Source organism: Paracoccus xiamenensis, assembly GCF_011308835.1.
In the GTDB taxonomy this organism is placed as follows: Bacteria; Pseudomonadota; Alphaproteobacteria; order Rhodobacterales; family Rhodobacteraceae; genus Paracoccus; species Paracoccus xiamenensis.
In genome coordinates this window covers 251,568-270,283 of record NZ_JAAOHY010000001.1, presented here as the reverse complement: position 1 = coordinate 270,283, position 18,716 = coordinate 251,568, and the positions used below count along the sequence as shown (strand labels likewise).

The window sequence follows — 18,716 nt, the reverse complement described above, 5'->3', positions numbered from 1 at the left end:
GTGGCCGCCGGTATGCGCCCCGGCACCCGTCATTCTCCCGCGGCCGAGGCTATACGGATTTCCCTGTAAGAGAATGCACTATTCACATGGAGAGGCCGCGCTTTTCATCCGGCCTGACCGGTCGGAACCTCGCCGGAAGGAATGACCTGCGCGATCATCAACATGCGCCCGATACAACGGGCGTCGACACATAGGGGCCAGCCCCGATCGTCAAGAGCGGGGCTGGCCGTCTTTCACCCGCGCTTACAGCGCGGCGGTGACGATGAATTCGACACGGTAGTCGGGGGTGGCCAGACGGGCCTCGCCGGTGGCGCGGGCGGGCGGATTGTCTTTGTCGACCCAAGCCTCATAAACTTTGTTCATGGTGTCGAAGTCAGCCATATCGGCAAGCCAGACGGTGACGGACAGGATCTTCGACTTGGACGATCCGGCCTCTGCCAGCAGCGAATCGACCGCCGCCAGTGCTTCCTGCGCCTGTTCGGCAATCCCGCTGCCGGGATTACCCACCTGCCCCGCCAGATAGACGGTATCGCCGTGGATGACGGCCTGGCTCATCCTCGGGCCGGGGTGAAGGCGTTTGATCGACATTGCAGCTTCCTTTCCGCTAGCAGATTCTGCGCAGAGTTTATGCACAAGATACACCCGGCGCCCAGCCCAAAGGCAGCGGATCGGTGATACGAAAGATTGCCTGCTTCGATATCTCGCGCGCGGCCAGCTTCGTGGTAAAAAGCGCCATTCGCCCCCATGAAAGGTGCCGCCATTGCCCCCGGTCAAACCGCTGGTCAACGACCTGAACTGGAACCTCTTGCGCAGCTTCTGCGCCATCGCCGAGGAAAAGGGCATCACCCGTGCCGCCAAGCGCCTGAACATGAGCCAGCCCTCGGTCAGTCAGGCCCTGCAACGGCTGGAGGAACAGCTGGGCTGCCAACTGGTCTTTCGCGACAGCCGCCGCTTTGCCCTGACCCTGCGCGGCGAGCGGGTCTATCAGGAATGTGTCGAGATCCTGCGCGGCGTCGACCGTATCGCCGTTCTGGCGCAGGACCGTAATGATGAAGATTACGGCACGCTCGCCCTTCAGATCATCAGCAACCTTTGCTCCCCGCTGCTGGACGAGGCGCTGCGGCTGTACCACCAGCGCAACCCCTCGATCACCTTCCATATCGAGGTTCAGAACAGCCAGGAAACCGTGCGCCGGATCAGTCAGGAAAAGACGGGTCTGGGCATCTGCCTGCTCAGCAAGCCCATCGTCGGGCTGGATTGCAAGCTGCTGTTCCGCGAGGAGTTCGTGGTCTTCTGCGGCGCCGAGCATCGCCTGTACGGTCAGGCGCAGGTCAGTGCGCGAGAGTTGCAGCAGGAGCCCTTCGTCGCCTTCACCTGCGCCACCGACGGAATGGGTCTGGAGCCGATGGTGATGCTGCGCGAGGGTGCCGGGCTTGGACGGCGGATCAGCGGCTCCAGCCACAATCTGGAGGAGGTGCGCCGCATGATCGTCTCGGGGTTAGGCATCGGTCTGCTTCCGGCGGCGGCGGTGGCCGAGGAGGTGGCCCAGGGCCAGCTGTGGCCGCTGCGTTTCACCAGCCAGCCGCTGGGGGCGGATGTCTTTCTGATCCGCCATCCCGACACCCCGCCCAGCATCCCCGAAGCCAAGTTCATCGGGTTGCTGGACGAATTACAGCAGCTTTACCCCGACATGTGCTAGCGGTCGGCGCGCGCCACCACCGCATGCAGCAGCATGTTCAGCCCGGCGGTGAAATCCTCGGGTTCGCAGCTTTCGGCATTGTTATGCGTGATGCCGCCCTTGCAGGGGGTGAAGATCATCGCCGTTGGGCAATGCATGGCCATGTGATAGGCATCATGGCCAGCCTGCGACTGGATATCGCGCCAGTCAAAGCCCATGCGGATGGCCTGATCGCGGATGCCGCCGACCAGTTCGGCATCGAAGATGTCGCCGCCCCAGAACCATTCATCCTCCACCGTGACCGTACAGCCGGCCATGGCGGCGGCGGCGGTTGCGGCGCGGCGCATCTTTTCGGCCATGACGCGGGCGGTGATCGGATCGGGGTGGCGCACATCGGCGATGGCCTGCGCGGTGTCGGACAGGATCCCCGGCTTGTTCGGCCATGCCGCCAGCCGCGACCCGGTGGCTTTGCCGTCGCCCACGGCAAATTCCCAGCCGATATCGTCCACCGCCGTCAGCCAGCGCGCACCCGCGATCAGCGCGTTGTGGCGCAGGTCCATCGGCGTCGGCCCGGTATGGGCGGTCTGGCCGTCGAAACGCACCCGCATCCCGTGGCTGGGATAGCCGCCCGTCACCACGCCCACCTGCCGGTTTTCGGCATCGAGGATCGGGCCCTGTTCGATATGCAGCTCGAAATAGGCGTCGATCTCGCCGGCCTTGCAGGGGCGGCTGCCCTTATAGCCGATGCGTTCCAACTCGTCCCCGAAACGGGGCCCGTCATCAGCGATCAGGTCGTAGACCCAGTCCACCGTGTATTTCCCAACGAAGGCGCCCGAGGCGACCATGGGCGGCGAAAACCGCGCGCCCTCCTCATTCGTCCAGTTCACCACCACGATGGGGCGGCGGGTGGTATGGCCCGCATCGTTCAGAGAGCGCACCACCTCCAGCCCGGCCAGAACGCCGGCGATGCCGTCGAAGCGGCCGCCATTGATCTGGGTGTCCAGATGGCTGCCGATCAGGATCGGGGCGGCGTCCGGGTCGGTGCCTTCGCGACGGGCAAAGATCGAACCCAGCTCGTCGATCTCGACCGTCAGGCCGGCGTCTTCGCACCAGCTGATGAACTGGTCGCGCATGATGCGGTCGTCGTCGGTCAGGGTCAGCCGCGCCAGCCCGCCGGGGCGGCCGATACCGATTTCGGCAGAGCGTTCGATGGTGGACCAGAAACGGCCGAGATCGGCCCGAGTTTCGGGGGAAAAGGACATGTCAGCCTCAACAGATTGAATGTGATGGGAAAGGCGCGTCAGGACGCGCCGATCACCGATGTGATGGCCTGCGGGAACAGCACCAGCAGGAACATGACCAGTGCCATGACGCCGATGAAGGGCAGCAGGTAGCGGAAAGATGCCGACATCGGGATCCCGGCGGTCCGGCAGGCAGCCATCAGGTCGATGCCAAGGGGTGGCGTATTGGCACCGATGGCAAGGTTGATGGTCAGCAGGATGCCGAAATAGACCGGGTTGATGTCATAGGCAGTCAGCATGGGCAGGAAGACCGGCGCCAGGATCAGGATGATCGCCAGCGATTCCATGAAGGTGCCCAGCACCAGCACCACCAGCAGGATCATCAGCAACGCCAGCGTGGCATTGTCGGTCAGCGCCTGAATGCCGTTCACGGCCATCTGCGGCACCTGTTCGGCGGCAAGGATCCAGCCAAAGACCGATGCGGTGGCGATCACGAACAGGATCGATCCGGTCATCTCGGCCGTGTCGCGCAGCAGGTTGGCGATGCCGCGCAGCGTCAGGCTGCGATACAACAGCGTTCCCGTCAGCAGCGCATAAACGACGCCGATGCCGGCGGCCTCGGTCGGGGTGAAGACACCAAAGCGGATGCCGCCCACAATGATCAGCGGCGCGATCAGGGCCGGGATCGCCTCGATAAAGGTGCGGCCAAGGACCGGCCAGGAAAACGCCTCGCCCCCTTTCCAGCCGTTCTTGCGCGAGATCCACCAGGCCACGATCATCAGCCCGAGGCCCAGCATCACGCCCGGCACGATGGCACCGACGAAGAGCTGCCCGATCGAGGTATTGGTCGCCGTCCCGTAAACGATCAGCACGATCGACGGCGGGATGACCGTGCCCAGCGAGCCTGCACAGCCAAGCGCGGCCGAGGAAAAACCGGGGTGATAGCCGCGTTCCTTCATCGCCGGCAGCATCATGGAGCCGATGGCCACGACATCCGCCACACCCGACCCCGAAAGCGAACCGAACATCATACAGGCAGCGATCATCACGATGGCCAGCCCGCCGGTGCCGCGCCCGACGATGGCGGCGCAGAAGGCCACGATGCGCGGCGCAAGCCCGCCCTGCACCATCAGCGTGCCGGCCAGCAGGAACAGCGGAATGGCCAGCAGCGTAAAGCTGTCGATCCCCGCCACCATGCGCTGCGCCACGATCATCAGGGGCGCGAGGTCCGAGATCAGCAGATAGACCACCGCCGACAGTCCCAGCGCCACCGCGATGGGCGCGTCGATCAACACCAGAAAGACGAAGCTGACCAGAAGAATGACAAGACCAAGGCTCATTTCCGCCATCCCCCTAACGCCAGGCCAAGAAGCGACAGCGCCGAGCTGATCGGCAATGCGAGGTAAAGCAACCCGCCCGGCAGGCTGGTCGCGGTCATCTGGTGGCCCCAGGTAAAACGGGTGATCTGGATGCCGGTGATCAGCAGCACGACCAGAAAGGCCGCGCCCGCAAGTGCCGCCAGAATGAAGACCGCGCGCCGCAAGGCTCCTGGCGGAAGGATCAGGTCGGTCAGCCCGGCGCGGAAATGGCTGCCCCGGATAAAGGCGGATACGACACCGAAGAACGTGACCCAGACAAGGATCAGGCGCGGGACTTCCTCGGACCAGCGGGGCGTTTTCGCCACCGCATAGCGCGAGACGACGACATAGAAGACCAGCACCCCCAGCACAGCGACACCCGCCGCGCCGATATTGCGCACCAGACCGTCAAGCCGGTCGGCCAAAGGTTTCCCGCTCATGCGCCCATTCCTCCGTCCGGGCCGCGGCACAGCTGGCATTCGTCGCAATAGGCGGCGATGACCACCCATTCCTCTGACAGGACCTCGACCTCGTGAATGACGCCGGGCGGCAGGCGCATGGCGGTGCCCTCGGTCATATGGAATTCTTGCCCGCCCGAACGTAAAACGGCCTCTCCCTTCAGGGTCATGGTCACCTCGTCGCGGGGATGGGCGTGGGGGGTGCTGCGCGCACCCCTTTTGCCCGTCGTCACCGCCAGCTTGATGAAGCCTTCGCCGCGTTCCTTGGGCGAAAACAGCACCTGCTGCTGAAAGTCGAACAGCTGCACTGGCGCCACGGCTGAAAGCTGCACCATCTCGGGCAGGCGCGCGGTCATTTGCGGGCCGCGTCCATCAGCGCCATCAGGTCAGGCCCGAAGGTCGCGGCTTCGCTTTCCCAGATCGGGGCCACGGCGGCAACAAATGCGTCGCGGTCGACCTCGTTGAACTCCATCCCCTCGGCCTTCAGCTTCTCGACCATCTCGGCATCGCTGTCGGCGACCATCTGGCGCTGTTTCTGGCCCCATTCAGTGGCGGCGGCCTGCAACACGGCCTGATCCTCGGCCGAGATCTGGTTCCACACCTGCGATGACACCACCAGCGCCGCCGAGCCCCAGACATGCTGCGTCATCGAGACATATTTCTGCACTTCGAAGAAGGACGAAGACTGGATGATCGCCAGCGGGTTTTCCTGCGCGTCGAAGACACCCTGTTGCAGCGCCGAGTAAAGCTCGCCAAAGGCCAGCGGCGCGGGTTCGGCACCAAGGGCCTCGAACGTGGCCAGCCGCACCTTGTCGGGGGTGACGCGGATCTTCAGCCCGGCCAGATCGGCGGGGGTATTGATCGGCTGCTTGCTGTTGGTGACATTGCGGTAACCGTTTTCCCACCAGGCCAGAACCTTGATGCCCTTCGGCTCCAGCAGGCCGGCCAGATGGGTGCCCAGTTCGCCATCCAGCGCCGCGAATGCCTGTTCACGGCTGGCCCAGGCATAGGGCATTTCGATGATGCCCAGCTTCGGCTCGATCGACTGGAAGGATCCGCCGCCGATGACGCCGCCCTGAACTGCGCCGAATTGCAGCCCCTCGATCATGTCCTTTTCATTGCCAAGCTGGCCGCCGCCGAAGACCTCGACTTTGACCCGGCCCTCGGTCTTTTCGGCCACTTCGGCAGCAAAGCCTTGCGCGGCGGTATGCCAGCTGTGGGAATCGGCCAGAACATGGCCGATGCGAATGGTGGTTTCGGCAAGCGCCCCCACCGGCAAACCGAAGGTGGCGGCGGCGACAAGCCCGGCCAGCAGGCCACGGCGGATCGTGAAAATCGGGTTCATGGACCTCTCCTGTCGTTATGTTATTCGGTGATTGAAGCAGCAGTTGCGCCACCTGACAAATAGCGCCAGCCAATGGCTGCGATGCTTTGCCGCAATGACCCGGCGAAGCCTTCAGGGCAGCAGTAACCCGCCATCGACATGCAGCACCTGCCCGGTGATATGGCGCGCGGCAGGTGACAGCAGGAAGCCGACGGTTTCGGCAATATCGCCCGGCTCGCCCAGCCTGCCGTTGGGGGTAATGGCGGTGGCCGACTGCATCGCGGCGGGCGTGGTGGCAGCATGGGCGCTTGCATCCTTGCGCACGAAGCCCGGTGCTACGCAATTGACCGTTGCCCCGGTTGGCCCCAGCTGCACCGCCAGCGATTTCGCCAGCGATTCCAGCGCTGCCTTGGCGGCAGCGGTGGCCGGAAACAGCATGTCATTCGTGCCATATCCATGCGCGACGAAGGAACTGATCGCGACAACTCTGCCCCGGTCCGTTTGCAGATCCGGCAAAGCAGCCTGCGCCAGACGGAAGAAGGCCATGGGCATCATCGCAAAAGCGGTTTCCAGATCCTCGGGGCCGATGTCGTCGAAGCGGGCTTTTTGCGCACGACCGGCATTTGACACGATCTGATCGACACGGCCAAACGCGTCGCGGGCGGCGGCGATCAGGGCGGGCGCGACCTCGGCATCGGTCAAATCGCCGGTCAGGGTGGCGACCGTGGCACCGCTGGACCGCGCGGCCTCGGCCACGCTCTCCAGCGCCTGCGCGTTGCGCCCGGTATGCAGCATCAGCCGCGCGCCGGGCGCGGCCAGACGGGCCGCGATGGCGGCACCGATGCCGCTGGCCGCGCCGGTGATGACGACAACCGGGTAATCGGTCATGGCGTTTCCTTTCATGCGAATGCCCGCGCCAGCAGCACCAGCGCCGAGGCCGAGGACACCGCCAGAACCACCGGCCGCACCCGCCCCTTGTCCATCATCCTGCGCCCGATCCCCGACATCAGGAAGCCCGCAAAGGCGAAGGGCAGCATCAGCGCCGCCAGCGCGAAATCAACCGTCCCGATCCGTCCCGCCGCCGCCAGCGCCGCGACAGAGATCACCCCGCCTGCGAAGAAATAGGCTTTCAGCGTCGCCCGCATCCGCTCCGGTTCCGCGTTCTGGTAAACCAGCGCCATCGGCGGCGCCCCGATCGAGGTCAGCGTCCCCATGAAGCCCGAAACCAGCCCCGCCCCGAACAGCCGCAACGGGCTGGGGGTGATGCGGATGCCCGACAGGCTCAGCACCACGGCCAGCAATACTGCCAGCCCGAAAAACGCAGAAAAGACCCGCGGGCTGAACATGCCGATCAGCATGGCCGCCAGCATGGCCGCGATCAGCCGGCCCAGCAGGGCAAAGCCCAGATCGGCGCGGGCGACGGCATGGCGTTCCTGAATCGCGCCGCCGATGCAGACGGCGGTGGCCATGATCAGCATGGCTCCCGGAACAAAGGCCGGGTCGATCAGCGCCAGCAGCGGCGCGGCCAGCATGTTGAAGCCAAAGCCTGTCGCGCCCTGAATGGCCCCGGCGCAGAAGACGGTGACGATGGCGGCAAGGCCTGGCAGGCTGAACAGCAGATCGGTCATGCGCCGCTGTTCCAGCAGGCGGCGAAATGGCCCGCGCCCCGGTCGGCCAGCGGCGGGGCATCGTCGCGGCACCGCTCGGTCGCCAGCGGGCAGCGGGGATGAAAGCGGCAGCCGCTGGGCGGGTTGGCGATATCGACGGATTCGCCCGGATGGACGATCCGGCGCCGGCTGCGCTGCACCGTTGGGCTGGGCACCGGCACCGCCGACAGCAGCGCCTGCGTATAGGGGTGGATGGGGCGGTCATAGATGGCATCACGCGGGGCGAGTTCGACGATGCGCCCGGCATACATGATCGCCACCCGGTGCGAGATATGGCGCACCACCGCCAGATCATGGGCGATGAACAGCAAGGACAGGCCAAGATCGCGCTGCAGATCCTGCATCAGGTTCACCACCTGCGCGCGGACGGACACATCCAGCGCCGAGACCGGCTCATCCGCGACGATCAGCGAAGGCTTCATCGCCAGCGCCCGCGCAATCCCGATCCGCTGCCGCTGGCCGCCGGAAAAACTGTGTGGATAGCGCCCGGCCGCATCCGCCGGCATACCGACACGGGCCAGCAGCGCCGCAACCGCTTCCCGCGCCGCCTCGCGCGAAGGGGCGAGGCCATGGACGACCAGCGGCTCGGCCACGATATCGCCGACCTTCATGCGCGGGTTCAGCGAGGTATAGGGGTCCTGCAAGACGATCTGCATCTGCGCGCGCAACCGGCGCAGGGGTTCGCCGGCAAGGTCGGTGATGTCCTGCCCTTCGAAACGGATCTGCCCGGCCGAGGTCGGGATGCGGCGCAGGATCGCGCGCCCGACCGTGGTCTTGCCCGACCCGGATTCGCCGACCAGACCCAGCGTCTCGCCCGGCGCGATGTCGAAGCTGACGCCCGACACCGCCGTCACCATGCGCCGCCGCCTGAACAGCCCGGCGCGCGACAGCTCGTAATCGACGGCGAGGTCGCGGACCGACAGCGTAGGGCTCATTTCCCGTCCCCCCAAGCGTCGACGCCCGGCTGGGTGCAGGCGACGAAACCCGCACCGAAGGGGCGCAAGGCTTGCGGAGCGCGGCAGTCGTCGCGCGCGATCGGGCAGCGGGTGCGGAAGGCGCAGCCTTCGGGCGGGTGCAGCAGGCCGGGCGGCGTGCCCTCGATGGCGGTCAGCCGGTCCTCGGGTTCGTCCAGCCGCGGGGTCGAGCGGATCAGACCCTGCGTATAGGGATGGGCCGGGCGGTCGAAAATGTCGTCGACGCTGCCGGTTTCGACGATCTGGCCCGCATACATGACGGCGACCCGGTGACACAGGCCCGCGACAATACCCAGATCATGGGTAATCAGGATGATAGACAGGCCCAGCCGTTCCTGCAGCCCGGCCAACAGTTCAAGGATCTGCGCCTGAATGGTGACATCCAGCGCCGTGGTCGGTTCATCCGCGATCAGCAGCTTTGGCTCGCAGGCGATGGCCATGGCGATCATCACCCGCTGGCGCATCCCTCCCGAGAACTCATGCGGATACTGGTCCAGCCGCCGCCGCGCGCCGGAAATGCCGACCGCCGCCAGCATCTCGGCCGCATGGTCGCGCGCCGCCGCCCGGCCAAGGCCCAGATGCTTGCGGATCACCTCCTCCAGCTGGGCGCCGATAGTCATCAGGGGGTTCAGCGAGGTCATGGGGCTTTGGAAAACCATGGTGACCTCCTTTCCCCAGATGCCGCTCGGGTGCTGCTGCGCGCCGTCCTGCACCAGCGCCTGCCCGTCCCAGCTGATGCTGCCGCCCGCGATGCGGCCCGGCACGTCGATCAGCCCCATCACCGCCTGCGCGGTCACGCTTTTGCCCGAGCCGCTTTCGCCGACGATCCCCAGCGTCTCACCCCGCCCCAGCGACAGCGAGACGCCGCGCAGCGCCTCGACCGTGCCGGCGCGGGTGTCGAAGACGACGGCGAGATCTTCGATCTTCAGCAGCGCGCTCATGTGTTCGCCCCTTTTCGGACGGCGCGGCGACGGCGTGCGGCAAGGCTGCGGGCAAAGCGCTTTTCGCGTTCCTCGGGGTCGGTGGTAACGCGCAGCCAGCCCGCAAACAGGTTGATCGACAGCACCGTCGCGACGATGGCAAGGCCGGGGAAAGTCACCAGCCACCAGGCGATGAACAGATAATCCCGGCCTGAGGCCACATCCAGCCCCCAGGAGGTCTGCGGCGGCTGCACACCGAAGCCGAGGAAGGACACCGCCGCCTCGGCCAGCACGATATTGGTGAATTCAAGGATCAGCAGCGTCAGCAGCGGCGAGACGAGGTTGGGCAGGATATGCCGGAAGATGACGCGGGACGGGCGGCAGCCGACGATCTCGGCCGCCTCGACATGGGCAGTCTGCCGGGTCGAGGACACGATCCCCCGCACCAGCCGCGCGTAAACCATCCAGTTGGTGATGGCGAGCACCCCGATCAGCGTGCCGACACCGGGGCCGATCACGCCGACCACCAGCAGGATCAGCAGGATGCCCGGAAACGAAATCTGGATATCGACCAGCCGCATCAGCACGCTGTCGGTGCGTCCGCCGCGATAGCCGGCCCAAAGCCCGACCAACGTGCCCAATGTCGCCGCGATCAGGCAGGTTGCGGCGCCGATCAGCAAGGTGACGCGCGCGCCCCAGATCACCCGCGACAGCACGTCCCGGCCCAGATTGTCGGTGCCCAGAACGTGATCCCATGACCCCCGCGTCATCCAGACCGGCGGGGCCAGCCGCTTGATCAGCGATTGCGCCGCCGGATCGTAAGGCGCCAGCAGCGGCGCAAAGACCGCCGCCAGCACGATCAGCAGGATCACGCACAGCCCGATGGCGGCGGGCATGTCATGGCGCAGATCGCCCCAAAACCCTTGCTGAGGGGACGCATTGGCCATCAGTTCAGCTCGATCCGCGGGTCAATGGATTTCGCGGCCACGTCGATGGCGATGCCGATGATCACGATCAGCGCCGCGATCACGAAGACGATCGCCTGCATCAGGAACAGATCGCCGCGCTGGATCGCCTGCACCGCCGTCAGCCCAAGGCCGGGCCAGGCAAACACGGTTTCGACCACCACGGTATAACCGGACAGCGCGGTGATCGCCTCCCACCCGGACAGGGCCAGAAAGGGGACGAGGATATTGCGCAGCGTGTGGACGCGCAGGATGCGCGGCAGGCTCATCCCCTTGGCGCGGGCGGTCTGGACGTAAGGCTTGTTCAGCTCGTCGATCATGGCGGCGCGGACCATCATGGTGAAGCGCGCGATTGGCGTCATGGCCAGCGTCAGCGCCGGCAGGACCAGATGCGCAGCTGTTCCAAAGCCCGAGGTCGGCAGCCATTTCAGCTGCACCGCAAAGACCATGATCGCCATCAGCCCCAGCCAGAATTGCGGCATGGCCAGCCCCAGCAGCCCCAGCGATACCACCAGCCGGTCGACCAGCCCGCCCGGCCGCAGCGCCGCGATGGCGCCCAGCGGGATCGAGACCAGCACCGCCAGCCCCAGCCCGGCGCCGACCAGCAGCGCGGTATTGGGCAGGCGTTCGAACACCACCTCGATCGCGGGGCGGCGTTGCCACAGGCTGTCGCCGAAATCCAGCGTCACGATATCGGTCAGGAAACGCCAGAACTGCACCGGCAGCGGCTGATCCAGCCCGATCTGCGCGGCGAAGGCTGCGCGCTGCGCGTCCGTCGCGCTCAGCGGCAGCATCAACGAGACGGGATCGCCGAAAACCCGCGTCACCACGAAGACCGTGGCCGTCACCCCAAGGACGACCAGCAGGCCTTGAAACAGGCGGCGAAGGATGAAATCCGGCACGCGGTGGCTTTCCTGCTGGCGGCCCGGCCTGCGAGGGGCCGGACGGCTGGGCTTATTCGGTCACCTTCATTTCGCTGACCATCAGCTTGGCATCGGTGCGGGGCTGCCATTCCATCCGCTCGGACATGCCGTAAATGTCGTTCAGGTTGAACAGCGGCACCGTATAGCTGAGATCATGCGCGGTCTTCTGCACCTCGTCCAGCAGCGCCTTGCGCTTGGCGGGGTCGATCTCGACGCGGGCGGCGTCGATCTTGGCCGCCATCTCGGCATCGGAATTCGACGCTGCCGCGCCGTCCTTGTGATAGATGAAGGACAGTTCGCGATCGGCATCCAGCAATTCGTTGGAATTGGCGATGAAGATGGCATCGGGGCGCGGGCCGTCGCCCATCAGGCTGTCCAGATACTGCGAAAATTCCTGAATGTCGGTGGTGACCTGAAGCCCGGTTTCGGCCCAATAGGCGGCGACCGCCTCGATCTGTTCGCGGTCCTTCAACCAGCGCCCGGATTCGCCCACCACGACCAGCGGCTTGCCGGCGGCGCCGGCCTCCTCGATCAGCGCGCGGGCGCGGTCGGGGTCGTAAGCATAGGGTTCCAGATCGGCGTTGAAACCGGTGGCGGCGGGGTTGATATGGGTGCCCTTGGCGATGCTGGCATAGCCCATGAACAGCCCGTCAACCATGGCCTGCCGGTCGATGGCCAGGTTCAGCGCCTCGCGCACCTTGGGATCCTTCGTCACCTCGTTATCCGTCCCCAGCACGAAGACCGAGGTTTCCAGCCCCGGAACGGCAGCGAATTTCGGCACGGATGCAGTGAATTCCGGCAGCAGGTTGGTGATGACATCGAATTCGCCCGCCATCAGCCCCGACAGCCGGGTGCCCGGTTCGGCCACAAAGCGGTAAGTCACCTCGTCGATCTGCGGCGCGCCGCCCCAATAGGCGTCATTGGCAACCAGTTTCAGATCGGTGCCGCGATTCCAGCCCTCCAGCTTGTAAGGCCCCGTTCCCACCGGTGCCCCGGCCAGATCGCCGGATGCAGCATAGCCCGGCTCGATCATCTTCATCCAATACATGCGCGAAGGCAGGATCGGGTCCGGCCCGGTGGTCAGGATGTTGACGGTCAGGTCATCGACCTTCTCGGCCCCCTTGATGGTGCCGAAATAGGCCATCTGTTCAGAATTGTTGGCCGGGTCGATCACCCGCGCGACCGAGGCCACAACCGCGTCGGCATTGAAGGGCGCGCCGTTATGGAAGCTGACATCCGGGCGCAGCTTGAACTGCCAGGTGGTGTCGTCGACCCGGGTGGGCGCTTCGGCCGCAAGGCCGGGGACCAGCTCGCCCGTCGGGCTGCGCGCCATCAGCGCCTCATATATATTGTCATTCACCTGCCGCTCGCCGCCATCGTCGCGCAGCTGCGGGTCCAGGGTCGAGGGCTCGGACCCGATGGCGATGGTAATGGCCTGCGCCCACACCGCGCCCGAAAGCACGGTAGAGATCAGCAGCCCGACGCTGGCGGCTCTCGTCAGTTTTGCAATCGTCATCCGGTCACCCCTGTCATGCGCATCCAGTTCGGCAGGCGGTCCAGACGGATCCCGCAGGCCGGCGGTGCAGCCGATTATTTGAACTTCAAGCTTAGGTTTACCGCCGGGGTGAGGGAAAATACGGAAAACTGGTTCCGGCATGATTTTTTATCATGGGGCCGGATCAATCCGCATCCGCCCCCCGCGCTTCGCGCAGCAGCCAGTCGCGCATCAGCATCAGTTCGGGCCGGTGTGCGCGCGCCTCGGGGACAGCGATCCAATAGGCCTCGCCCGAAGGGACCGCGGCGCCGAACGGCAGGTATAGTCTGCCGTCGCGCAACTCCTCCTCGACATGATGCAGCGGCACCACAGCCAGCCCCTGCCCGTCAAGCGCGGCGCGGATCAGCATTTCGCTGCGCGGCAAACGCGTGCCCTGAATGGCCCCGTCATGGTCCCGCCCCGAGGCACGCAGCCAGGCCAGCCACAGCGCCGGGCGGCTGGAATTTTGCAAGGCCGGCAACCGGCGAAAGTCCAGCCGCGCATCCGGGGGACCGATCTGGCCGCGCAGCGCCGGTGCCGCCACCACGGCCAACCGTTCCGAAAACAGCTTTCGCACCCGCATTCCCGGCCATGATCCCAGCCCGCGCAGGATGGTGATATCGGCCTCGGTGGCACCCGGCTCGGCGCGCGGGGGCAGCTCGGCGATCTCCAGCGGAATGCCGGGATGGGCGCGCGAAAACCCCGGCAGGCGCGGCAGAAGCCAGCGCAGAACGAAAGTGCTGCTGCCCCCGAGGATCACCGCCGCATTTGCCTTGCGGCCGCGCACGGCGTCGATGGACACCTCCTCCAACCGGTCCAGCATCTGGCGCACATCGTCGGACAGGCTGCGCCCGGTATCGGTCAGCACAAGCCGAGAGCCGGTGCGTTCGAACAGCCGCACCCCCAGCGTGGTTTCCAGATTGCCGATCTGCCGGCTGACGGCGCTTTGGGTCAGCATCAGATCCTCGGCCGCGCGGGTAAAGCTGAGATGCCGGGCGGCGGATTCAAAGGCCTGAAGCGCGGAAAGCGAGGGCAGGAAGCGGCGCATCTTGTGTCCTTATGTGAACTGTCCATGATGAAAAATCATAGCGGGTCAAATTTTCCAAGCATTCCATGCGACGCGCCTGCGCGGCTAACCTGCGTGAAGGGGCCGCATGCAGCCGTGGCCCCGCACCATTTCAGCCACTCCGCTCGGCCAACAGCAGGACCGCCATGACCACATCCGGCCCCGAACATGTCGCGGTGATCGGCGCGGGCATCGTCGGGACCTGCGCAGCGCTGGCACTGCTGGCCGATGGGCGGCGCATCACGCTGATCGACCCTGCCCCGCCCGGCGGCCCGCAGGCGGCCAGCTTCGGCAATGGCGCATTCATCAGTCCGGCTTCGATCATCCCGATGTCGTTTCCGGGGCTGTGGCGGCAGGTGCCGCGCCTGCTGGCGGACCCGGCCGGACCGCTGACGATCCGCTGGCGCAGCCTGCCCGCGCTGACGCCCTGGCTGATCCGCTTTCTGCTGTCTGGGGCCACGCCTGCCCGCGTCCGGCGCACGGCGGGCATCCTGAATGGGCTGCTGGGCGACGCACCCGGCCGTCACGCCGCAATCGCGCTTGGCATCGGCCAGCCGGGAATGATCCGCCATGACGGCCTGATCTATGCATATCCGACCCGCGCCGATTTCGAAGCCGAGGCTCTTTCCTGGACCATTCGCCGCGAAAACGGCCTTGATTGGCAGGAACTCGACGGCGGGGCGCTGCACCAGCTGGAGCCCGCCCTTGGTCCGAGCTACCGCTTTGCGGCCTATCTGCCTTCGGGCGCGTGGTGCACCGACCCGGGCGGCTATGTCGCTGCTTTGGCACAGGCAGCTGTCGCAGGCGGGGCCAATCGGCGCCATGCGCGGGCGACCGGCTTCGAGGTCATGGCAGGGAAGCTGACCGCTGTGCAGACCGATCACGGCCCCATCGCCTGCGACGCAGCACTGGTGGCGGCGGGCATCGCCTCGGGTGCATTGGCGCGGGCAGCGGGCGACCGGGTGCCGCTGGTTAGCGAGCGCGGCTATCACGTCGAACTGCCCGGCGCGACCGGTGGCCCCGCCCGGCCTATCATGCCCGCGGATGGCAAGATGGCGAACTCTCCCTGTGCGACCGGCCTGCGGGCCGCCGGTCAGGTCGAGCTGGCCGGCACCGGCGACGCCCCCGACTGGCGCCGCGCCGAGATCCTGCTGGACAATATGCGCCGCGCCTATCCGGCATTGCGTTTCGACGCGGCCCTGTTGCGGCGCTGGCTGGGGCACCGCCCTTCGACCCCCGACGGGTTGCCGGTGATCGGCCCCGCCTCGGGCGTCGGCGGGGTGCATTACGCCTTTGGCCATGGCCATGTCGGGCTGGCTGCCGCGCCCATGACCGCCGCCATCGCCGCGGCCCAACTGGCCGGGCGCCCTGCCCCCATCGATGCCGCGCCTTTTGCCGCCGCCCGCTTTGCCGGACGCATGTTTCGGGCAGCAAATCGCTAGCCACGGGTTTTCGCGCTTTTTCCGCTGCTCCTCCCTTTCGACCGCCCCCTCGGATCGGCTATGATCACGGCAAGTAACGATATGTGTCGCCTTCTCGCGGTCTTGTTTGAGAAGGGTCGGATGACTATCGTCACATCAACGAGGGCAAGCCCTTGAACGAGAAAGAGAAGGAGCGTGCATGCGCCGCGTCGTCATCACCGGGCTGGGGATCGTCTCGCCCATCGGCAACAATGCCGAGGAAGTCACCGACAGCCTGAAAGCGGGTCGTTCCGGCATTGTTTTTGCACCAGAATATGCCGAACACGGCTTTCGCAGCCAGGTCCACGGCATGCCGCAGATCGTGCTGGAAGACCATATCGACAAGCGCAACCTGCGCTTCATGGGGCCCGGTGCGGCCTATAATTTCATCGCCATGGAACAGGCGATCAAGGATTCCGGGCTGGAGGAGTCGGACGTTTCCAATCCGCGCACCGGCCTGATCATGGGGTCCGGCGGGCCGTCCACCTCGAATTTCTTTGACGCCCATCAGATCGTCATCGAAAAGGGCGCGCCCAAACGCATGGGGCCGTTCATGGTGACGCGCTGCATGTCCTCGACCAACTCGGCTTGCCTCGCGACGCCGTTCAAGATCAAGGGCGTGAACTATTCGATCACCTCTGCCTGCTCGACCAGTGCGCATTGCATCGGCAACGGGGTCGAGCAGATCCAGATGGGCAAGCAGGACGTCGTCTTTGCCGGCGGCGGCGAAGAGCTGCACTGGACCCTGTCCTGCCTGTTCGATGCCATGGGCGCGATGTCGTCCAAGTATAACGATACCCCCGAAAGCGCCTCGCGCCCCTATGACGTGACCCGCGACGGTTTCGTCATCGCCGGCGGCGGCGGCGTCGTCGTGCTGGAAGAACTGGATCATGCGCTGGCGCGCGGCGCGAAGATCTATGCCGAAGTCACCGGATATGGCGCCACCTCGGACGGTTACGACATGGTCGCACCGTCCGGCGAAGGTGGCGAGCGGTCGATGCGCGTGGCGCTGGCAACCCTGCCGGAAGGCCGCAAGGTCAGCTATATCAACTCGCACGGGACCTCGACCCCGGTGGGCGACGTGGGCGAGATCAAGGCCATCCGTCGCGTCTTCGGCGAAGGCTCGACCCCGCCGGTGTCATCCACCAAGTCGCTGACCGGCCATTCGCTGGGCGCGACCGGCGTGCACGAGGCGATCTATTCGCTGCTGATGATGCAAAACGGCTTCATTGCCGCATCGGCGAACGTGACCGAGCTTGACCCCGAGCTAAAACCTGAGGAAATCGCCTTGCAGCGTGTCGACAATGTCGATTTCGATAGCGTCCTGTCCAACAGCTTCGGCTTTGGCGGGACCAATGCGACGCTGCTGATGTCGAAATTTCAGGGATGATTTGAATGGGCGATCTTTTGAAGGGCAAACGCGGACTGGTCATGGGGGTCGCCAATGACCGCTCCATCGCCTGGGGGATCGCAAAGGCACTGGCGGGTGAAGGCGCGGAACTGGCCTTCACCTATCAGGGCGATATGTTCGCCGAACGCGTGCGGCCGCTGGCGCAATCAGTGGGCTCGGACCTGCTGATCGACGTTGACGTGACCAATGACGCCAGCCTTGATGCGGCCTTCGGCACGCTTGCCGACCGCTGGGGAAACCTTGATTTCCTGGTCCATGCCATCGCCTTTTCCAATAAGGACGAACTGACCGGACGCTTCGTGGATACCAGCCGCGAAAACTTCAAGAATTCGCTGGATATTTCCTGCTACTCGCTGATCGAGGTGGCGCGCCGCGCCCATCCGCTGATGAGCGCGGGCGGGTCGATCCTGACGCTGACCTATGGCGGCTCGAACCGGGTGACGCCATTCTACAACGTCATGGGCGTGGCCAAGGCCGCGCTGGAGGCGACGGTCCGCTATTTGGCCAACGACCTCGGGCCCGACGGCATCCGCGTCAACGCGATCAGCCCCGGCCCGATGAAGACCCTGGCGGGCGCGGCGATTGGCGGGGCGCGCAAGACCTTCCGGCACACTCAGGCCAACGCGCCGCTGCGCGCCAACGCGACGCTGGATGCCATCGGTGGCACTGCCGTCTGGCTGACCAGCGACTGGGCCGCCTGCACCACGGGCGAGATCGTGCTGGTCGATGGCGGCTATCACGTGCTGGGCATGCCGCAGAGCGAAAATCTTTGAGGTCAGGGCGGGGCTCCACCCCGTCGCCGGGATATTTGGACCAGAGTGACATGAGCACACAGTTCTTTACCGCAGATGACGGCGCGAAGATTGCCTATCGGGACGAAGGTGAGGGACTGCCGGTCCTGTGCCTTGCCGGGCTGACGCGGAACATGGCGGATTTCGATTATGTCGCGCCGCATCTGCCGGGCGTGCGACTGATCCGCATGGATTATCGCGGGCGCGGTCAGTCTGACTATACCGGGGCCGCGACCTATACCGTGCCGCTTGAAGGCAAGGATGCCGTGCAGCTGCTGGATCATCTGGGCATCGGGAAGGCCGCAGTGCTGGGGACCTCTCGTGGCGGATTGATCGGGCTGCTGATGGCGGCCATGGCGAAGGATCGGCTGTTGGGGCTGTGTCTGAACGATGTCGGGCCAGTGATCGAACGCGCCGGGCTAGAGCGGATTTTCGATTATGTCGGCAGAAACCCCGCGGCGAAAACATATGATGCCGTAGCCGAACGGATGGCGGCGTTGAGCCCGGGATTTGCCAATGTCCCTGCGGGTCGCTGGCGGGCGGATGCCGAGAAGTTCTATCTGGAAACGCCCGAGGGTTTGACCATCCGCTATGACGCCACCCTCCGCGAGGCATTTCTGGCAGCATTTCAAGGCGAGGCGCCCGATTTGTGGCCGCTTTGGGACGCCACGGCGGGCATCCCCGTGGCGCTGATCCGGGGGGCAAATTCTGACCTGCTGTCACCCGCGGCCTATGCCGAGATGCGGACGCGTCGGCCAGACGGCATCTATGCCGAGGTGCCTGACCGCGCCCATGTGCCCTGGCTGGACGAGGCGGAGAGCCTGGGCGTAATCCGCAGCTGGATCGGGGCGATGACAGGTTAGCCTGCCTTCCCAAACCCCTCTGTTCTGCGCCTGTCAGGCGCCGGATTGGGGATAGTCATGGCAAATGGCCCGCGATCTTTCGA

General features: G+C 65.6%; 19 protein-coding genes. 5 read left to right on the top strand and 14 right to left on the bottom strand.

Annotation, left to right across the window (positions count from 1 at the left end; translation table 11 throughout):
- Window positions 1–243: 243 nt before the first annotated feature.
- Window positions 244–588 carry a RidA family protein gene (locus G7044_RS01375; protein ID WP_166324846.1) on the bottom strand — a complete coding sequence of 115 codons (345 nt, stop codon included), beginning with the start codon at window positions 586–588 and terminating at the stop codon, window positions 244–246.
- A 172-nt stretch (window positions 589–760) separates the two neighbouring features.
- Here G7044_RS01375 and G7044_RS01370 point away from each other — a divergent pair, with 172 nt between their 5' ends.
- A complete protein-coding gene (locus G7044_RS01370; RefSeq protein WP_235931103.1) occupies window positions 761–1,699 on the top strand; it encodes a LysR family transcriptional regulator in 939 nt (312 codons plus the stop codon).
- Here G7044_RS01370 and G7044_RS01365 read toward each other — a convergent pair.
- The 13 genes from G7044_RS01365 to G7044_RS01305 form a co-directional block, all read right to left on the bottom strand.
- Window positions 1,696–2,940: a Zn-dependent hydrolase gene (locus G7044_RS01365; protein WP_166324843.1), complete on the bottom strand. Its 1,245-nt coding sequence runs from the start codon at window positions 2,938–2,940 to the stop codon at window positions 1,696–1,698. The two genes, G7044_RS01370 and G7044_RS01365, sit on opposite strands and share 4 nt — an antisense overlap.
- A gap of 38 nt (window positions 2,941–2,978) precedes the next feature.
- A complete protein-coding gene (locus G7044_RS01360; RefSeq protein ID WP_166324840.1) occupies window positions 2,979–4,259 on the bottom strand; it encodes a TRAP transporter large permease in 1,281 nt (426 codons plus the stop codon).
- Entirely contained in the window at window positions 4,256–4,717 is a 462-nt protein-coding gene (locus G7044_RS01355) for a TRAP transporter small permease (RefSeq protein WP_166324837.1), read from the bottom strand. The genes G7044_RS01360 and G7044_RS01355 overlap by 4 nt, the downstream gene beginning before the upstream one ends.
- The gene (locus G7044_RS01350) at window positions 4,714–5,091 is read right to left on the bottom strand and encodes a cupin domain-containing protein (protein WP_235931102.1); all 378 of its coding nucleotides are present in this window, start codon (window positions 5,089–5,091) and stop codon (window positions 4,714–4,716) included. Before G7044_RS01350 ends, G7044_RS01355 begins: the two co-directional genes overlap by 4 nt.
- Window positions 5,088–6,080, bottom strand: coding sequence for a TRAP transporter substrate-binding protein (locus G7044_RS01345; RefSeq protein ID WP_166324834.1), 993 nt, complete (start codon window positions 6,078–6,080; stop codon window positions 5,088–5,090). The genes G7044_RS01350 and G7044_RS01345 overlap by 4 nt, the downstream gene beginning before the upstream one ends.
- A 111-nt stretch (window positions 6,081–6,191) precedes the next feature.
- Entirely contained in the window at window positions 6,192–6,947 is a 756-nt protein-coding gene (locus tag G7044_RS01340; RefSeq protein WP_166324831.1) for an SDR family NAD(P)-dependent oxidoreductase, read from the bottom strand.
- An 11-nt stretch (window positions 6,948–6,958) separates the two neighbouring features.
- Entirely contained in the window at window positions 6,959–7,687 is a 729-nt protein-coding gene (locus G7044_RS01335) for a sulfite exporter TauE/SafE family protein (RefSeq protein ID WP_166324828.1), read from the bottom strand.
- Window positions 7,684–8,661: an ABC transporter ATP-binding protein gene (locus G7044_RS01330; protein ID WP_166324825.1), complete on the bottom strand. Its 978-nt coding sequence runs from the start codon at window positions 8,659–8,661 to the stop codon at window positions 7,684–7,686. The genes G7044_RS01335 and G7044_RS01330 overlap by 4 nt, the downstream gene beginning before the upstream one ends.
- Window positions 8,658–9,641 (bottom strand): ABC transporter ATP-binding protein, encoded by a 984-nt coding sequence (locus G7044_RS01325; protein ID WP_166324822.1) that lies wholly within the window; start codon window positions 9,639–9,641, stop codon window positions 8,658–8,660. The genes G7044_RS01330 and G7044_RS01325 overlap by 4 nt, the downstream gene beginning before the upstream one ends.
- On the bottom strand, window positions 9,638–10,567 hold the full coding sequence (locus G7044_RS01320) for an ABC transporter permease (RefSeq protein WP_166324818.1): 930 nt from the start codon (window positions 10,565–10,567) through the stop codon (window positions 9,638–9,640). Before G7044_RS01320 ends, G7044_RS01325 begins: the two co-directional genes overlap by 4 nt.
- Window positions 10,567–11,487, bottom strand: a complete 921-nt coding sequence (locus G7044_RS18185) for an ABC transporter permease (protein ID WP_166324815.1) — start codon at window positions 11,485–11,487, stop codon at window positions 10,567–10,569. The genes G7044_RS01320 and G7044_RS18185 overlap by 1 nt, the downstream gene beginning before the upstream one ends.
- A 52-nt stretch (window positions 11,488–11,539) precedes the next feature.
- Window positions 11,540–13,024, bottom strand: a complete 1,485-nt coding sequence (locus G7044_RS01310; RefSeq protein ID WP_166324812.1) for an ABC transporter substrate-binding protein — start codon at window positions 13,022–13,024, stop codon at window positions 11,540–11,542.
- Window positions 13,025–13,187: 163 nt separating this feature from the next.
- Entirely contained in the window at window positions 13,188–14,090 is a 903-nt protein-coding gene (locus G7044_RS01305) for a LysR substrate-binding domain-containing protein (RefSeq protein WP_166324809.1), read from the bottom strand.
- A 164-nt stretch (window positions 14,091–14,254) separates the two neighbouring features.
- On the opposite strand from G7044_RS01305, the gene G7044_RS01300 reads away from it, so the two are divergent.
- The 4 genes from G7044_RS01300 to G7044_RS01285 all read left to right on the top strand — a co-directional run bounded on the left by G7044_RS01300 (window position 14,255) and on the right by G7044_RS01285 (window position 18,633).
- Window positions 14,255–15,550 carry an NAD(P)/FAD-dependent oxidoreductase gene (locus tag G7044_RS01300; RefSeq protein ID WP_166324806.1) on the top strand — a complete coding sequence of 432 codons (1,296 nt, stop codon included), beginning with the start codon at window positions 14,255–14,257 and terminating at the stop codon, window positions 15,548–15,550.
- A 178-nt stretch (window positions 15,551–15,728) separates the two neighbouring features.
- On the top strand, window positions 15,729–16,958 hold the full coding sequence (gene fabB / locus G7044_RS01295) for a beta-ketoacyl-ACP synthase I (RefSeq protein ID WP_166324803.1): 1,230 nt from the start codon (window positions 15,729–15,731) through the stop codon (window positions 16,956–16,958).
- Window positions 16,959–16,963: 5 nt separating this feature from the next.
- A complete protein-coding gene (locus G7044_RS01290; RefSeq protein WP_166324800.1) occupies window positions 16,964–17,752 on the top strand; it encodes an enoyl-ACP reductase FabI in 789 nt (262 codons plus the stop codon).
- Between the two features lie 50 nt (window positions 17,753–17,802).
- Complete coding sequence (locus G7044_RS01285) at window positions 17,803–18,633, top strand: alpha/beta fold hydrolase (RefSeq protein WP_166324797.1); 831 nt, start codon at window positions 17,803–17,805, stop codon at window positions 18,631–18,633.
- The last annotated feature ends 83 nt before the right edge of the window (window positions 18,634–18,716 follow it).

Excerpts from the sequence above, each read along its gene's own strand:
- G7044_RS01375 (WP_166324846.1), bottom strand. The coding sequence starts at position 588 with ATGTCGATCAAACGCCTTCACCCCGGCCCGAGGATGAGCCAGGCCGTC.
- G7044_RS01365 (WP_166324843.1), bottom strand. The coding sequence starts at position 2,940 with ATGTCCTTTTCCCCCGAAACTCGGGCCGATCTCGGCCGTTTCTGGTCC.
- G7044_RS01360 (WP_166324840.1), bottom strand. The coding sequence starts at position 4,259 with ATGAGCCTTGGTCTTGTCATTCTTCTGGTCAGCTTCGTCTTTCTGGTG.
- G7044_RS01355 (WP_166324837.1), bottom strand. The coding sequence starts at position 4,717 with ATGAGCGGGAAACCTTTGGCCGACCGGCTTGACGGTCTGGTGCGCAAT.
- G7044_RS01350 (WP_235931102.1), bottom strand. The coding sequence starts at position 5,091 with ATGACCGCGCGCCTGCCCGAGATGGTGCAGCTTTCAGCCGTGGCGCCA.
- G7044_RS01345 (WP_166324834.1), bottom strand. The coding sequence starts at position 6,080 with ATGAACCCGATTTTCACGATCCGCCGTGGCCTGCTGGCCGGGCTTGTC.
- G7044_RS01340 (WP_166324831.1), bottom strand. The coding sequence starts at position 6,947 with ATGACCGATTACCCGGTTGTCGTCATCACCGGCGCGGCCAGCGGCATC.
- G7044_RS01335 (WP_166324828.1), bottom strand. The coding sequence starts at position 7,687 with ATGACCGATCTGCTGTTCAGCCTGCCAGGCCTTGCCGCCATCGTCACC.
- G7044_RS01330 (WP_166324825.1), bottom strand. The coding sequence starts at position 8,661 with ATGAGCCCTACGCTGTCGGTCCGCGACCTCGCCGTCGATTACGAGCTG.
- G7044_RS01325 (WP_166324822.1), bottom strand. The coding sequence starts at position 9,641 with ATGAGCGCGCTGCTGAAGATCGAAGATCTCGCCGTCGTCTTCGACACC.
- G7044_RS01320 (WP_166324818.1), bottom strand. The coding sequence starts at position 10,567 with ATGGCCAATGCGTCCCCTCAGCAAGGGTTTTGGGGCGATCTGCGCCAT.
- G7044_RS01310 (WP_166324812.1), bottom strand. The coding sequence starts at position 13,024 with ATGACGATTGCAAAACTGACGAGAGCCGCCAGCGTCGGGCTGCTGATC.
- G7044_RS01305 (WP_166324809.1), bottom strand. The coding sequence starts at position 14,090 with ATGCGCCGCTTCCTGCCCTCGCTTTCCGCGCTTCAGGCCTTTGAATCC.
- G7044_RS01300 (WP_166324806.1), top strand. The coding sequence starts at position 14,255 with ATGACCACATCCGGCCCCGAACATGTCGCGGTGATCGGCGCGGGCATC.
- fabB (WP_166324803.1), top strand. The coding sequence starts at position 15,729 with ATGCGCCGCGTCGTCATCACCGGGCTGGGGATCGTCTCGCCCATCGGC.
- G7044_RS01290 (WP_166324800.1), top strand. The coding sequence starts at position 16,964 with ATGGGCGATCTTTTGAAGGGCAAACGCGGACTGGTCATGGGGGTCGCC.
- G7044_RS01285 (WP_166324797.1), top strand. The coding sequence starts at position 17,803 with ATGAGCACACAGTTCTTTACCGCAGATGACGGCGCGAAGATTGCCTAT.